Genomic DNA, 15654 nt, shown 5'->3' on the forward strand with positions numbered 1-15654 from the left:
CGCAGCTTTCCGAGTTGATTGTGTAGGTGCGGCCGCATTCGCATCGCACTTCGCCTTCACCTGCCAGACGTAGGCCGCAGCGGCACATCCATCCCGCGCGACGGGCGGGGACGCCTACCATCAACGCGTACGGCACAACATCGCGATTGACCACGCTGCCGGCGCCGATGAACGCATGCTCGCCGATTGTCACGCCGCAGACGATCGTGCAGTTCGCGCCCAATGTGGCGCCGCGCTTGACCAGCGTCGGGCGATATTCGTCCTTGCGCGAAACGGCTGAGCGCGGGTTGTAGACGTTGGTAAACACCATGCTGGGCCCGCAGAAGACATCGTCTTCCAGCCGTACCGCGTCATAGACCGAGACATTGTTCTGGATCTTCACATTGTCGCCGATGATGACGTCGTTGGCGACGAACACATTCTGTCCCAGAGAGCATCCCGCACCTATTCTGGCGCCGGCGCAGACATGGGTCCAATGCCAGATCCTGGTTCCCGCTCCGACGACGGCCCCTGCGTCGACAATCGCCGTTTCGTGAATGCTCACGCGCCGCGGTCCAGCGGTAGAGCGACGCGCTTGCCCTCGCGGGCCGCCCGATAGATCGCGGTCAGCAGTTCCAGCGACTTCAGACCGGAGCGGCCATCGGTTTCGGGCTCCGCCTGCCCGCGCAGCACGTCAATCACGTTCCGGTAGTAGAGCGGATGGCCGAAGCCGTAGACGGACGTCGTCTGATAGCTGGCCTCCCTGATCATCTCGTCATCGGGGTGCGGTTCTGCGAACTGCCATTCCTGCACTTCGTTCACCGCCACGCCCCCGATACGGGCTGTGCCCTTCTCACCGAGGATCGTGATGCTGCCCTCGAGATTCTTAGGGTAGGTCAGCATCGTCACACTAAGGCTGCCCAGCGCACCCGACCGCCAGCGCAGGCTCGCAACAGCGGTGTCCTCCGCCTCGATCTTGCGGCCAAGCGTCGCGGAATAGGCCTGGACGCTTTCCACCGGCCCGATCAGCCAGTCGAGCAGGTCGATATAATGGCTCGCCTGGTTCATCAGCGCGCCGCCGTCAAACTCCCAGGTGCCACGCCATTTGGCAGCGTCGTAATAGTCTTGGGGGCGCTGCCAGAACACGTTCAATGCCACGAGATAGATGCGGCCGAAGCGCTCGGCCTCGATTGCGCGCTTCAGCATCTGCAAGGTGGCGTTGCGCCGGTTCTGCTTGACGACGAACAGCTGCACGCCCGCTTCGTCGCATTCTCGCACCATGCGCAAACCATCGGACCAGCGGGTCGCCATCGGCTTTTCCGACACGATATGACGGCCGCTGCGGGCGACGGCAATCGCCTGGGATGGGTGGAGGCCGCTGGGCGTTGTCAGGATCACCGCGTCGGCAGTCGTGCTGCCCAGCATCGCATCAAGTGTGGCATGCCCCGTGGCGCCGGTTTCGGCGACGGCTGCCTGCAAGGCGGCGGGGTTGACGTCGCAGACGTCGACCAGCTCGGCATCATCGGCGTGGGTGGCGAGTGCGCCGAGATGGTTCTTCGATATGCGTCCGCAGCCGACCAGGGCAAAACGAACCTTGCGCCCCGTGACGGGCGAAGAAGAAGCGGTCATTGTGGTCAGGCTTTCACGACATTGGCGGCAGCCGGCAGCCGCCCCCGGCTGTCGACGACCAGAGACGCGTGCTTCGAGATTAGCTCATAATCGAAGCGATCATGGTCGGTCGCGAGCAGGATGCAATCGAACTCGCCCACATTCTGCTCGGTGAGAGTGACGCTCGATAGATCGAAGTGGTGCTCGCGCGTTTCCGGGAAAACGGGCACGTGCGGGTCGGAATAGCTCACTTCGGCGCCGGCATCGCGGAGCTTTTCCATCAGGATCACAGAGGGAGATTCCCGCATGTCGTCGACATTCTTCTTGTAGGCAATTCCGAGCACCAGGATCTTGCTGCCCTTGAGTGGCTTCATGCGGTCGTTGAGCGCGCTGGCAAGCTTCATCATCACATAGTCGGGCATGGCCGAGTTAACTTCGCCGGCGAGCTCGATGAAGCGGGTGTGGACGCCGTATTCGCGTGCCTTCCAAGTGAGATAGAACGGGTCGATCGGGATGCAGTGCCCACCCAAGCCCGGCCCCGGCTGATAGGCGGTGAAGCCAAACGGCTTGGTCGCAGCGGCGGCGATCACCTCGTGAATGTCGATGTCGAGCTTGTCGGCGACGATCTTCATTTCATTGACGAGGCCGATATTGACGGCGCGGTGGATGTTCTCGAGCAGCTTGGTGAGCTCGGCCGCGCGCGTGGAACTGACCGGCACCAGGCGATCGATGACGTGGACGTAAAGCGCGAGCCCGACATCGAGGCATGCCGGCGTGCTGCCGCCAACGATCTTCGGAATCGTATTGGTAGTGAAATCCGGGTTGCCCGGATCCTCGCGCTCTGGCGAGTAGACGAGGAAAATGTCCTCGCCGATCTTGTGTCCGGCCCGTTCAATCCGTGGGCCGAGCTCCTCGTCTGTGGTGCCGGGATAAGTGGTGCTCTCCAGCGAAACGACCTGCCCAGGCCGCAGATATGGCAGCAACGAGTTGAGCGTATCGAGAACGAAGGAAAGATCGGGCTCCCGGTGCTTCGTCAGTGGTGTCGGGACGCAGAGGATCAAGGCGTCCGCCTCCCCCACCCGCGAAAAATCGGTGGTAGCGCTGAAGCCGCGTGTGCGTGCGGCCGCGATGGCGGAGGATGGGATATGCTCGATCAGCGTCTCGCCGTCGTTCAGCCGCGCGACCTTGCCGGCGTGAATGTCGAAACCCAGAACCGGATAGCCGACATCCGAGAAGCGCAGGGCGAGCGGCAGCCCCACATAGCCGAGACCCACAATACCGATCACCGCTGTCTTGTTCTCAAATCTCTCGATCAAACCAGTCCGGAACACAAATCCTCCGCGTTATGTAAAACCTGGAATCAATCCGCCTATTTGGCGCCGTTCCCAGAAAACATCGTCTTGATCGTTCTGACAACAATCAGAATATCAATCCAAAGTGAGTAGTTCTTGATATAGTAAAAATCATAGTAGAGTTTGCTACGAACCTGCTCCACATCAGCGACATGCCCCTGCATGACCTGTGCCCATCCAGTAATCCCAGGTCGCACGATATGCCGATATCGGTAGAACGGGATTTCGGACTCATACCAACTGGACAGAACGGCGGCTTCTGGCCGCGGTCCAATCCAGCTCATTTCGCGTTTCACGATATTGATTATCTGCGGAAGCTCGTCGATTCTCGTTCTACGCAGAAATCTACCGAGGCGGGTAATTCGATCATCATTTTCGCGTGTTATCGCGGCGTCCAAGCCTCCTTTATCGGCTTCGTGACGGTTTCTCATCGTCCGGAACTTGTAAACTGTGAAGGGCTGCCCTCGGAAGCCGACCCGTTGCTGACTGAAAATCGAAGGCCCTGGCGAGTCAATTCGAATGAGCACGGCTACGATGACAAGCAAGGGTGCGAGCAACACCAAAGCGAGGACTGAAGTGACGAAATCAACAATATGCTTGGGGACCATGTAGGCGCTTGGCGGAGACAAGGTTCCGAAGCTCGTTTCCGAAAGATGCTCGAGCTCGACGCGCCCGGTCAGCGATTCAATTAAATGCTTGCGTTGGTAAACCGGCACGCCAGCCAGGGCGAAATCGGCGATCCGCCTCTCCCATTCGATCGGCAAATCCCGCCGTAGATCGACGGCAACCGCTTCCAGGCCCAGAACATCATGGTCTGGATCGCACAGGGTGAGCCATTCGACGCCGGCGACATCAAGCGGCTCATCTAAGTGGTCTTCTAGGGCAAGAACCCCGACCTTCAGCCTCTTTCGGCCGAACACTCCAGAGTAGCCGATATAAAATATGACAATCGCGGAAATGTACGAGCCGGCGAGCACCCAACGGCTATAATCTAGCCGAAGCATCAACAGCACCACGACCAATATACCGAAAGACACCGAAAAGCCGGGAATGATGGACGCGGCTTTTTCGACGCCGGGATAGCGCCCTACGTTTCGGATCAACAGGATGCCTAGGAGGATTGCGACACCACCGCCCCACATAGCGTTGATCGTTGCTGTAATTCCCTCTCCGACACTATCGGGCCCTACGATCGCTAGTCGCACGAGTGGAGCGATTGAAAGAGCTACCAGCCCCCAGAAAAACTGCCATCGTAATCGATGCCAGTGACTATGCCTTGAAAGAAGACTACCAGTCATCAAATCACGTACCTGGTGGCCCAATCGCCAGTTCCAGCAACACCGAACAGCGCCAATGTCCTTCCTTCAGACCAGTCGCTGCAGTTCGGCACCACTCGTCCTTCTCGATTTTAGCGCCTTGAGTTGTCGTTCGATCGAGCGGGAGCCCAAGAGAACATAGCGGAGAGTGTCCGCGACGATTTAACAATAGCCGGTGATCTCTGGCCACGGCCCCTTACCCGCGGGGCCGCCGCCTAGCAGGAGCGCCTCTAATCGACAATATCTAACGACTTCGGAGCGGCTCGTCCCAAACTCCGGCAACCTCACGCGTCACTCTCCGACCGGGCTCTCGCCGTACTTCCTAAGCACGTCGTCGAAAGCTTCGGTCATCAATGCCTGAAGGCTGCGGCCTTGGCGGCGGGCCAACATGTGGAGGCTGAGTGACATCTCCGGGCTGAAGAAGCCGGCGATCTGCTTGCGGCCTTGGCGGCTCGCAGGGCCTTTGCCGCCCTCCCCTGCCCCAGATTGCGGTGCTGCGGTTGATGCTACCGGCACTGCACTCTTTAGGTTCCCGAATTTTGACCTGGCGCTCATGCGGCGACCTTTCTCTTGCGGGGTTGCGGAACGTCGAGTTGTCGACACGTCCACTTGTAGAGCTGTTGAACTTCAGTGGCAGCCTTGCCGCTGGGCTCTAGCTCGATGACGGTGCGTCCCTCGGCCGAGGCGTGGCGATAGGCGGCGCGGTCGGGCAGCAGGATGGGGCATGGCGGCACGCCGAAGCTGTTCACCAGCTCGCCTGCTTCCTGGTAGATGCGCGGGGCGTTGGGCGGGCCGGCGGTGAAGACCACGAACGCGGGCTTCTTCAGCAGTTGGACGAGCTTGGCCGACAGCTGGATCGCGGCCAGGTCGAAAGCGCTCGGGCGGCACGGGATCAGCACCAGGTCGGCGATCTCGACGGCTGCACGGGCCGCGCTGTCGGCATGGGGCGGCGTGTCGATGACGATCAGCTCCGCCCCCTGCCCTGCTGCCTGGGCCGCTTTGGCGGCAAGCCGGGGCGGCGGGCTGTCGATCACCTCCGGCGGCGCATCCTGGCGCCACGCCGCCCATTGGCTGGCGGTCGCCTGCGGGTCGGTGTCGATCACCAGCGCGACGCGGCCTGCGTCCTGAGCGGCGGCGGCAAGATGAAGGGCGAGCGTGGTTTTCCCCGCCCCACCTTTTTGACTGATAATCGCGATCGTCGGCATGACGGCTCTTCTACCTGTCTACACGCCGACAATGCAACATGTATGCGTGCATAAGGTTCGAGGCCTCTACGTGTCGATAGCAAGCGACAGGTCGCAGATGCCGTTCTCGATGATAAGGATGCGGCCGAAATCGCTTGCTCCCATTGGGGAGCATTGCGGCGCCGAAGGCGACGCTTGGGCGGTGGGCCGGGTTTCGATTCTCGCTTTGTTGTTTGGGCGGTCCTGTTGTTCTGGCCGTCAGGCCGTGCTTGTCGGCCGACTAGGCCGACGCAATTGTCCCGTTGTTATAAGATTTCAGTAGCGGTTGCGGATGGTTTTGAGACTCACGCTCGGCAGCGTCGATGCGCGCGCCGAGCCGCGCCAACAGCCGGCCAAGCTCTCCGCCCACCGTTGTCTCGGCGAGCTCCCGGCAGGACAGGCCCCCGTGCATCGCCGCCAGCTCCTCGACGCGGTCTGCCAGTCGCTGCACTGCATCGGCTGGCAGGGGAGCAGGGCGGAGCCAGCGCGGCAAGAGGCCGAGCAGGCGTTCGGGCAGGGTGGGGCGGTAGGCGTTGGACGTCTGCTCGTAACGCGGGCCCGGCCCCTCGGCGGTGACCCGCTTGCAGCGGCGCTGGCGGATCAGGAACCCGGCCGCCTCGAGCAGATGAAGGGCGCGGGCCACCGTAGCGCGCCCGAGCGCAGTCGCTTCCGCCAGATAATCATAGGTCGGAAACACGCGCCCCCCGTTCAGCCGGGCAAGCGTGCAGATCTCCTCATAGACGCGAACTGCACCGGCGGTGAGCGCCGCAAGCGCCCGTTCCGCGGCTGACAGCTCGCGTCCTTCAGTTCGTGCGAGCCGCTTCAACCGCCGTCCCGCATCGACAGCAGCGCGTGCCATCCGCAGCAGGCGGTCGGTCTCGCCCTTGGCGGGCACGGCAAAGAAACCTTCCTCGAACGTTCCCGCTTCAAGGCTGCCACGCAGCACCGGCGCGCCTGTGCGGTGCACGGCGCCACTCCGCTGGGGCCCGCGCACTCGAATGCCCTTCAGCGCCAGCGCCGTCGCCTGGCTCAGGGTATAAGCCGTCATCGTCCATCCCCTCATGGGGCTGGGACCGGAGACAAAAATGATCCGTGGCGCGAAACACGCATCCTTGAACCGATGTTCGTTTGGGAGTATCAGGAGGGGGTCTTCCTCAGAGCTTGGATGACCCCGGATCGACGTCGCCAAACGTCGCTCCATCAAATCCCTGGGATGCCCGGCCTTCGCGCCGGGCTTTCCTTTATCTGGTCACAGCCGCTTCCTTACCTGCACGCCGGCCCATGCGCGGCGCGGCTCCGAATGTCGCAGGGAACGCCGATGTAGGAAAGCGTTCACGGTTCGTGCTTTCGAGTATTTAGGCCGAAAAAAGTTCGTGCTTTCGGATATTAAAGCCCGTTCCATTCGTGCTTTCGAGTAGGAATTCGCTCGAAAGTTCGTGCTTTTGAGTAGGAATCAGGCGGCCGATCGCACTTTCGGCGCCGATCTCGCCGGTTCTGATTCGCCCGAGTCGGCCGTGCCGTCGCCAGCCTCGAGCTCGGGCGGCCGCCGCGTGATCACGACGCGTACGGGATTGGCCTTGCGCCCCCGCCCGGTCCTGCCCTTGCCCGTATCGGCCTCGCCTTCGACCGTCTCGATCAGGTCCAGCCGGTAGTCCGGGATCGCATCGGCGGCGGCGATCTGCTTCAGCGCCGCGCGGAAGTTGGGCAGGGGGTTCTGGTAGCCGATCTGCAGCCGGAAGGTGGCAAGATCGATCTCCAGCCGGTCCTCCTCGCAGGTCGAGCGCGCGACTTCGTAGATCCGCCGTTCAATGGGCCCAAGCTGGAAATAGGCATGGGCATAGTCAAGCACATGACGATCGAGCAGGATCGCGCGAAACAGCCAGTCGCATAGGCGTACCTTGACCGCCTTCAGCCGGCGCTCGCCAGTCCGCGTCTTGGTGTAGTGCAGCCGCGCCTCGGAGAGCCAGGAGAAAAACCCTTCCTCGCCTTCGCCGCCCGCTTCGATATTGGTCTTGATCTGCGTGCCTTGCAGCCGCTCCAGCGCTTCGGACAGGCGCCCGTAAGAGCGCGCGGAATGATTGCTGCCGGTGACCGAGAACAGGTCGTGCGCGGTGAAGACGAAGTCCTGCGCGACCTGCTCGCCCGCCTCGAGCTTCGAGGCCATCAGGCTCGCGATATAGAGCACGATTTCCTTGTCGTAGATGGTCGCCACGCCATTGGCGCTAGGCCGAACTTCGATCGAGACGGCGCCGCTATTGTAGGTGAGCGGCTTCATCCAGGCATTCTTGGCCAGCGCGAAGAACGGAAACGCCATCAGCGACCGCTCGCCACGCACCTCGCCGAGCAACGGGCTGTCGAGCCGGAACAGCTCGCCCTGCGATGTCTTGGCTGCCGGCTTGTCCTTGGGGCGAGGAGCAGGGGTGGAGCGAGGCGCTGATCGGGGCATGACGATTTCCTACTCGAAAGCACGAAGAATGGGCAGTCCAGACGGCTCCAGAGGGGGGAAGGGCGCCTTTTCCGCGTGAAGTTCGTGCTTTCGAGTAGGAAATGAAAAGCGCGCTAAGCCAAATGACTACATGTCGGGAGCTCTAGTTGTCGACGTGTCGACGAGTTGGATTAATGAGGCGGTGTGACATCCCCCGCACGGCGATAGGCAACCCCAATCCGCCGCGGCGAAGAAGCTCGACGCGCAAGCGTGCGATGAACGAACCGGGCTGCTGCAGCTTGGTCTTCGAACAGATGCCGCGCACACGCTCCCGCTGCACCAATGCGGCCCCAAGCCGTTTCCACCACCCAGCCGCCGAACAGGTCTCGATCGACCGAAATCCGGTAGCGACGACGGATGTTGCGAGCCGCATCGATCGCGAACAGCTCGATTGGTCGATCGGGCGGGGCGGCATCCATACCCCGACGCTAAGCAACAGCCGTGCAGATGTCCGACGAGTTTTCTGACTCAGTTTGGCCACATTGATTCACAAAACGAATCAGTGCCTTGTGGCTAGTTTGCCTTGTCTCTGCGCGAAGCCTGCTTACGGGCAGGCACGCATGCCGAGCGTAAGAACCAAGCCACTTTGATGAGCGCAACAGATCGGGCCTTTCTTGGCCGCCGGCGCGCTCAGGAGAGGCGCAATAACGAACTTCCAATCGCGCTCAGCGCCACCTCTGCAATGGATGTGCGGAGGATCTGTTTTGCAATCGACCATGCCCTTGAGCATGGTCTCGACGAACCGATGGCAGCCGCCGCGGCAGCCGTCGCGCTCATGCTCATCAGCGGACGCGATCTAGAAGAGCTTTGCTGCCTCCGTTTCTTCTCCGGCCGCCTCGACGATGCGCGAGATCGCTCAGGGCATTGGCTGATCCATTATGGCCAAGGCTATGCGCTGGCCATGCCGGCGGGTGCTTCGCCGACGAAAGCCCAGCCAAATGCCGCCGCATCCAAGCTGGTCTTGCCACCGTCCGATCAGGTTATTTTCAAACTGGGGGAGAGGGCGGCTCGCTGCCTGAAGGTTTATATCGGCTCCGATTGGGACCGGAGCGGAACGCCCGCTCTTTGGAAGGAGCAGAGGCCGGTATTTTCCTACAGCCTGGGAAAGCTCGAGGAGTTGGTTGACACGTTCCTCCGCCAAGCGGGAACCGCATATGGCATCTCAAGGCGCTCGCGCATCGTCGATCCGAAGCGCATCGAGCGCGCCTTGGAGACCGGCTTAGTCAATCTGAAGGGCAGCGACCGCGGCATGGCTCGCCTGCTGACTGGTGGTAAGCAGCCCGCGCGGCAGGCAGCGGCCTATTACTCGGGCGGGACTGAACCGCACATCACCCAAGAGCACGAACGGGCATGCACCCAAGCCAGCGTCGACACCTTCGACGACTGTGTCCTCGATTATTTCCAAAGCGATGTGGAGCTCTCGCTCGGCAGCCGCTTCATACCGACAACTGCTGCCGTGGAAGGCTTACGCGACAAGCTCATCGACGAAATCCGCTTCTGTAAGCCGGCGCGAGAGCCCCGGCAGGTGGCATCGGTGCACAACGCCATGCTGACGTACAGCTGGATGCTGTGGTCGCTCTGTGTTGGCGGACGCCGAGTGAAGGATCCCATTCTCCACCCCCGTCAGATCGATCCTGGCACCGGCTTCGGCCTATTCCGCGACAAGGGCTACACGCCCGCAGCGACCGTCGCTCTGCTCAAAGAAACGACTGCATTTCGTGACAATCTTGAGAGCTACAAGCTGCGCCTAGTCTGGGCTCCGGGTATCGTCCAGAGGCAGCTGCAGGCTTACTGCGACCATATCGAGGCGTTGCTCACCGACCCGAGGCTTCCCGAGAGGAGCCAAAAATCGATCAAGCGTTGGCGTGATGAGGATGAACATCGCCTGCCATTTTTTCGCCTTGATCGGCACCTGCAGGCAAAGCGCTTAGGGGCTGGCCAGTTTGAGAAGATGTTGGCGGGTGACCCCTGGTACTGGCCGCTACCGATGAACGCCCTTCGGCACTATCTGCGTGCGGAGCTCTGCGGGCGCGTCAGCCATGAAGTCGTCGACGCTCTTCTGGGACATTGGCAGATCGGCGCCGAGCCTTGGTGGAACGGCGGGGCACTCGATCCCTTGCTGTTCAAGGAAAGCTTGAAGGCAGCCTTTCGCGCAATTCTTCCCGAAGGGTGTGGCGGCTGGGCGGTCCAGTCTGGCCTGAGCAACCGACTCGATATTCACGATGAAAAATGAAACGGAAAAGTTCCCCCCGAACCCACTCATGGGGGCTGACTTCGAAAAGCTGCGTTCCCTCGATGAGCTCGAACGCAAACTGCGCGCCCATTGGGGCACCGTTCCTGCCGCCCCAGGGGCTTGGCTCGGCCAGATCCTGACAAGTGCGGTCATACATGGCGGGCTGGTGGCTCCGCAGGCCTGGTCATCATGGCTTGAACGGGTCCGAAGCCGTCAGTTCCAGACAACGACCACACCGTACATCGTTTTTAGTCTCAAAGATGGGGAAGGCCGATACAGGCAGCGCCGGTGGTTCGCAGACCCGCTGACGACGGCATTGCTCCGGGGCTGGAAGCGTTCGAAGTTGACCGCCGATGGACAGCTTCCCGCTCCAGAAGTGCTGATCCACAACTATTGTCGCGCGGTCGAAGGGGATGTCGGCGGGGAAGCGGATTCCTTCATGGGCTGGTTCCTTCCAGCTGTCGTCCTGCGGCTACGACTGCAGATGCCTGGAGTTCTGGCGGACTACGCGGCGGGGATTGAGCATAGCTCTGCCGTGGCGCAGCCGCTCTGGCGCAACTTGCTTTTAGCTCCCACGCCTGAGCTGTTTGTCTCCCAACTCGATGCCGACAGCCTCTTAAGATTCCAAATTGACCTGACTCCGGCCTCTGCGCGGCGTGGGTATCGTTACTACACGGGTGGCTCCGCTCACATCTTGAAGCTCCTGGCGCCGCTCTCTTCCGCCAAAGCCCAAAACCTAATGAACAGACGAAGCGAAGCATTGCTCGTTCGGTCGCAGGTGAAAAGGTTGCTGGGAACGAAGACACTCAGCGGGCTGCTCGATCGCCCTCCGCGCACAATAAGAGAGGCCGTGTACAACCTGTTTGGGCTGCTCTCGTATTCCGGACGTCGCCCAGGGGAAGTTCGACTGAACCGGGTGCGCCTCAGCACCCAATTGTCGTATCTTGGCGCACTTGCCCGCTATGATTGGCGGGAGTGCTGGATGCGCAGATTCAAGGACGCACCCCCTGACCTGATGCACTCCATCTTTGATGCTGTGGTGAGCGCGGCCAAGACCCGGGAAGCCCCGGCGCACAGCGCCGTGCGAAAATTGGACGCCTATATCTGCCACCATTGGAACCATCTTAAGCCCTGGCCCGGCCGGGACCGGCAGCCTGACACATCCGGAGGTGTCGCCGAGATTCTCTCAGGTGCGCAGTTCAGTTGTGCATTGCGCCTCATCGACCAGCTGTCAGTGGAGCCGCGGCACCGGCTGATGATTAGGCTTGCCGCCATCCTGATGTTCCGAGCTGGTGTCAGGGGGCGGGAGGTGCGGCATTTCCGGATTGGCGATCTCGATCGCCATGAGGGGCTCGTCGAGCTCACGGTGCGCGTGAACGACGATGTCACGCTCAAGAGCCTGTCCAGTTATCGGCGGCTGCCGCTCGACATTCTGCTCCAGCAAGAGGAACAGGACGAACTTATCGCTTGGCACCGGCGACGCCTAGTCGAAGCACGTGGCGACACGGCAAAGCTTCTCTTCCCTGCATGCCCCGACTGCACGGGCGCCGAGGAGCCTTGTACCGATGCGGCTCTGCTGCATCCCATAGAACGTATTCTGACGATCATATTGGGCGATACGGACGCCAGCAAACGCATCCTCCACCGCCGCTACGCGCTTGGAACCACCCTCCGGCACAGCTTCTGCACGTACCTCCTCGCAACGTTACTGCTGCCGGAAGATTCAGGCGGGCTGACCCTGCCCGAGGGGATCGGCCCCGAGCTGGTCTCGCTGGATCGCAAGGGGCGCGTATCGGAGCGCTTGTTAGGGCAGGGTCGCCTCGGCCAATCGGCAGTGCATGCCGTCAGCACGTTGATGGGTCATGCCCATATCTCGCGCCTTCTCAAACGCTATGCTCACCTGCTCGACTGGAGCTTGTCTGCCTATCTCCACCGCCGGTCCGCTCAGATCGCCCTTCAACCCGCCGTTTTGCAAGCGCTGGTTACCCCGCCCCCTACGTCCGAGAACATCCGTAAGCGAACGCAACGTCGATTAGCCGCAGAGGACCAAGCCGCTGCGTCGGCTATGAGAACCGAACAGAACAGCCGGTTTCTCCCCGTCACGGCGCCAGCGCGCGTCCGTCGCCTAAGAGGGCGGCCGCGTGCTGACGATCATGTGAGCGGCAGCTGCTTTATCGACCATTTTGCTGAATGTAGCCCAATCACTGGCACAGCGTACCAGCCCTGGCTTCCACCCCGTGTGAGCTTGCCCAGCCCGCATCGATTGGACGTCACAGAAGCGATCTTGGTCATTGCGGATCGTGGTGTTGCGCTGCGCCGAATAGCAGAGTTGCTAGATATCCCTCTCAAGACCGTAGAGGGAGTGGTCGAGCGAGCGAATGCCGTAGTTGATCTCACGACCCAGCGCAGATCGCCTGCCAGCCAAGCCTCGCTCCGAGAGGAAAGTCTTCAGCCGGAGCTTAGGGCAGGGGGCTGGCTACGGCTTGGTCAACACGTACCGCTGGATATCGAAATAGCGGCCAAAGAGGGCAGGATCGATAAAAGTGCGCGCCTCCGAGCGGCACTGATGAGGGTCATTCGGCGACCAAGAAACGTCTACCCGTTCCGCAAGCAGGAGCGTGCCCAAGCCTTTGTGGACGCGCTCCGCACGATCGGCGTTTTGCCCCACCAAATCAAAATGAGTAAAGGGTCGGGGCGAGCAGGGACATGGTTCCCTCGTACCGGAGCCCCCCAGGTCAGAACCAAAGTGCACCTCACACTGGATTCGGCCACTCGCTTTGGCCTGGCATTACTTGTGGCAAGTTCGGATCGGATCTCAGCTAATGCTTTGCGTGCTACGCGGCGCAAGCGTGGTGGCGACCAGGAGGCCGGACCTTTCTTTCTGAGAGCTGCGTAGAGACCTGCCTGGGTGGCTGTCACACGAGGAACGCTTTGCAAGCGCCCCGCATGCTCCTTCTTGCCACGATGCTGCATGGGAAAGGACGTAAGAACAGGTCTACGTGCCCTGATGCCATAGCTGAGGAAGGTCTGAGTGTCCCATTTCACGGAGGCATCGGACCGGTCTGCTTGGGTCTGATGGTGCCGAATGACTTCATTGTACCCTCACGAGACCATGCGTATATGTGTCTAGACGCATGAGGTGACGGATGGGTGAACTTGCTCGATGGAGCCTGAAGGTCTCGCGCGACACCGACGTGGCGCTTCGCACGCTGTTGGCGACCCGCGGCGGGCGGAAAGGGGACCTTTCCCGGTTTGTCGAGGAGGCGGTCAACCGCGAGGTGCTCCGCCAGACCGTGGTAGACATTCGTGCGCGTAACGCCGGCGTCGATGACGACGAGATTGCCCGGCTCGTTAACGAGGAGCTTGGCGCAACCCGCACGGCGTTCTGGACGGATCCGCTGCGCTAAGTTGTGCGTGTCATCCTCGATACAAACATCCTTTTGAGCGGCTTGATTGCACCGGGCGGAACGCCCGGACGACTGATCGACGCCTGGTTTGACCGGCGGTTCACATTAGTTAGCCATCGTCTCCAGCTCGACGAGCTCCGCGCCGTCAGTCGCCGGGACAAGATCAGGGCGCTGGTTCGACCCTCGGAGAGCGGCAGGCTGGTCAACCAGATCGCGGTGCTCGCCCAGATGCCCGAGAAGCTGCCGCCCGTCGAGCGCTCAAGGGACCCGCGCGACGACTTCCTGCTAGCGCTTTGCGAGGCTGGAGCCGTCGATCGCTTGGTGACCGGCGATAAAGACGACCTGCTCGTGTTGCGGCATCATGGCTCGGCCCAGATCATAACTGCATCCGCATTTGCCGCCCAACTCGAAATCTGATGACGCTTTGTTGCCCTATAATCCGTCCTCACCAAGCGGCGGCTTAGGACGTCAAGACTGCACGGGAAGGGACGGGACCACCGGTCCACGTGCACCAACGCCATCGCCGAGGAAGGTTTGGGTGTCCTATTTAAGTCGCTTGATGCGGCCCGAAAGAATGTCGCCGATGGTGCTCACCGGGCGAGAGCTTCGAATAAACCCTCGCGGTGCCGGCAAACGCCTTCTCGGACTGGGCGCGCCCTCGAACAGCTCGTCGCGGTGCATCCCGGCGAGCTGTTCATTTCCGACCCTAGCCTTAATTAGTTCGCCTTACACAAGACAAGCGACCATTGCACACGACAGGTCGGCTTTACGGCATCATCGTGTTCCAGCGCTTGGCAAAGGCGCGCCATTCATCGGATAGAACCTGCTGGCCAGCGTCGCAGAAGATATCGTTGGCATAAGGACCGAAGCCACTCGCCGAATGAGCACGGGCGAGGGCGATCAGGTGAACATGCGGCAGCGAGCGGGAGTCCGACTCTCCGGGGACGTGCAGCACGACCAGCGTCGAGAGGCGGCGCGCGCGGGCCAGCCGCTCCGTCGCAAACGCATGACCCATGTCGAACATATCGTGCCGGGTGTGATCGAGCGAAAAGCGGAGCGTCAGCACGATGAGGGAGGCGCTCTCGGCCGCGAGCAGCCCCGCCTCGTAGCGCGTGAAAAGGATCGCCGGGTCCGCCCACTCGTCCGCCACGCCAGGCGCCAGCGCCAGTCCCGACATTGCAGTCGTGGCTGGCCAGCTGCCAGCGACCGGTTCATCCGCCTGCACGGGCTCGCGCGGGTTGAGCTTGGCAAAGGCAAGCGCTGCAGCGCTGGTCGGCTTGCCGCGCATCGAGGTACGCAGCATCGAGAACGAGAAATCCTCCATCGATCCCAGCGGGTCGTTGAACATCATATCCATGACGACGGAAGGGCTGATCCAGTCGGGGCGGGGGCTCATGACGGCATCTCCCCAAGCAGACGGGCGAGCGCCGCATCGGCGCGCGCGAAGCCGGCATCCCGATCGGGTGCGGAAGACCAGGGTGCCACCGCCGTTGGACGCAGGCGCGTTCGCGCCAACTCGAGGCAAGGCCCCCAGCGATCACAGCCTTGATCTGCCGCAAGCCAGAGGCGCTCGTCCTGGCTCAACCAGAGCCGGCACGGACCGAGCCACCTGGCTTGACCGGCATCCCAAATCACGAAGGACGCCAGGAAAGACGGCTCCAAACCGGGTGCAGCTTCCTGGATAATCAGCGCGTCGGCGCGGAGCTCGCGAACACGCGCCTCGATGTCGGCACGGAGTTGATCCACTGCATAGGCCCAGTCGGCCCCAAGCTGCGATTTTGGCCAAGTCGGAGAACGTTTTGGGAACGTGGCATTCGGTATTGACGATGGAAATCATAGAAGAGGACAGTTCGCTCCATCATAGGGAGTGGGTTGATGGATCGGAGTATTCCGGGCGGGGATTTGATCGGACGATGGAGCCTGAGCTTTGCCGATATTGATTTTGTAAATTCGAAGCCGGCCCTGACGCGCCTTGGCCTCGCCGCGCAGCTGAAATTCTTCGCTTCCCTGGGGTTTTTCGCGATCGATCCCGGCTCAATCCCTACCGATGG

At 61.5% G+C, this 15654-nt stretch carries 13 protein-coding genes and 1 pseudogene; 4 read left to right on the plus strand and 10 right to left on the minus strand.

From position 1 onward, the window contains the following. Positions 1-85 precede the first annotated feature (85 nt). The 9 genes and pseudogenes from HJG53_RS17010 to HJG53_RS17045 form a co-directional block, all read right to left on the minus strand. A pseudogene (locus HJG53_RS17010) lies at positions 86-544 on the minus strand (acyltransferase); the annotation flags it as partial. Further along, positions 541-1608, minus strand: coding sequence for a Gfo/Idh/MocA family protein (locus HJG53_RS17015; protein WP_171132455.1), 1068 nt, complete (start codon positions 1606-1608; stop codon positions 541-543). The pseudogene HJG53_RS17010 and the gene HJG53_RS17015, both read right to left, overlap by 4 nt. Positions 1609-1613: 5 nt before the next feature. Further along, the gene (locus tag HJG53_RS17020) at positions 1614-2873 is read right to left on the minus strand and encodes a nucleotide sugar dehydrogenase (RefSeq protein ID WP_368039599.1); all 1260 of its coding nucleotides are present in this window, start codon (positions 2871-2873) and stop codon (positions 1614-1616) included. A gap of 83 nt (positions 2874-2956) precedes the next feature. Next, complete coding sequence (locus HJG53_RS19225) at positions 2957-4144, minus strand: sugar transferase (RefSeq protein ID WP_217352921.1); 1188 nt, start codon at positions 4142-4144, stop codon at positions 2957-2959. 402 nt (positions 4145-4546) lie between these two features. Continuing rightward, a complete protein-coding gene (locus tag HJG53_RS18910) occupies positions 4547-4810 on the minus strand; it encodes a ribbon-helix-helix domain-containing protein (protein ID WP_254447849.1) in 264 nt (87 codons plus the stop codon). Beyond that, positions 4807-5460, minus strand: coding sequence for a ParA family partition ATPase (gene parA, locus HJG53_RS17030; protein ID WP_171132459.1), 654 nt, complete (start codon positions 5458-5460; stop codon positions 4807-4809). Before parA ends, HJG53_RS18910 begins: the two co-directional genes overlap by 4 nt. 259 nt (positions 5461-5719) lie before the next feature. After that, a complete protein-coding gene (locus HJG53_RS17035; protein ID WP_254447850.1) occupies positions 5720-6526 on the minus strand; it encodes a helix-turn-helix domain-containing protein in 807 nt (268 codons plus the stop codon). A gap of 405 nt (positions 6527-6931) precedes the next feature. Then, entirely contained in the window at positions 6932-7924 is a 993-nt protein-coding gene (locus HJG53_RS17040; RefSeq protein WP_171132463.1) for a replication initiator protein A, read from the minus strand. A 170-nt stretch (positions 7925-8094) separates the two neighbouring features. Next, entirely contained in the window at positions 8095-8382 is a 288-nt protein-coding gene (locus HJG53_RS17045) for a WGR domain-containing protein (RefSeq protein WP_171132465.1), read from the minus strand. Between the two features lie 170 nt (positions 8383-8552). Here HJG53_RS17045 and HJG53_RS17050 point away from each other — a divergent pair, with 170 nt between their 5' ends. The 4 genes from HJG53_RS17050 to HJG53_RS17065 all read left to right on the plus strand — a co-directional run bounded on the left by HJG53_RS17050 (position 8553) and on the right by HJG53_RS17065 (position 14020). Further along, complete coding sequence (locus HJG53_RS17050) at positions 8553-10196, plus strand: hypothetical protein (RefSeq protein ID WP_171132467.1); 1644 nt, start codon at positions 8553-8555, stop codon at positions 10194-10196. Beyond that, a complete protein-coding gene (locus tag HJG53_RS17055) occupies positions 10186-13092 on the plus strand; it encodes a site-specific integrase (protein WP_171132469.1) in 2907 nt (968 codons plus the stop codon). The genes HJG53_RS17050 and HJG53_RS17055 overlap by 11 nt, the downstream gene beginning before the upstream one ends. 250 nt (positions 13093-13342) lie before the next feature. Continuing rightward, positions 13343-13603 (plus strand): ribbon-helix-helix domain-containing protein, encoded by a 261-nt coding sequence (locus HJG53_RS17060; RefSeq protein ID WP_171132471.1) that lies wholly within the window; start codon positions 13343-13345, stop codon positions 13601-13603. A gap of 3 nt (positions 13604-13606) precedes the next feature. Continuing rightward, entirely contained in the window at positions 13607-14020 is a 414-nt protein-coding gene (locus HJG53_RS17065) for a putative toxin-antitoxin system toxin component, PIN family (protein WP_171132473.1), read from the plus strand. A gap of 349 nt (positions 14021-14369) precedes the next feature. Here the strand turns inward: HJG53_RS17065 and HJG53_RS17070 are convergent, their stop codons facing one another. Next, positions 14370-14999: a hypothetical protein gene (locus HJG53_RS17070; RefSeq protein WP_171132475.1), complete on the minus strand. Its 630-nt coding sequence runs from the start codon at positions 14997-14999 to the stop codon at positions 14370-14372. Positions 15000-15654 lie beyond the last annotated feature (655 nt).

It is taken from the genome of Sphingomonas sp. ID1715, from assembly GCF_013044515.1.
In the GTDB taxonomy this organism is placed as follows: domain Bacteria; phylum Pseudomonadota; class Alphaproteobacteria; order Sphingomonadales; family Sphingomonadaceae; genus Sphingomonas_B.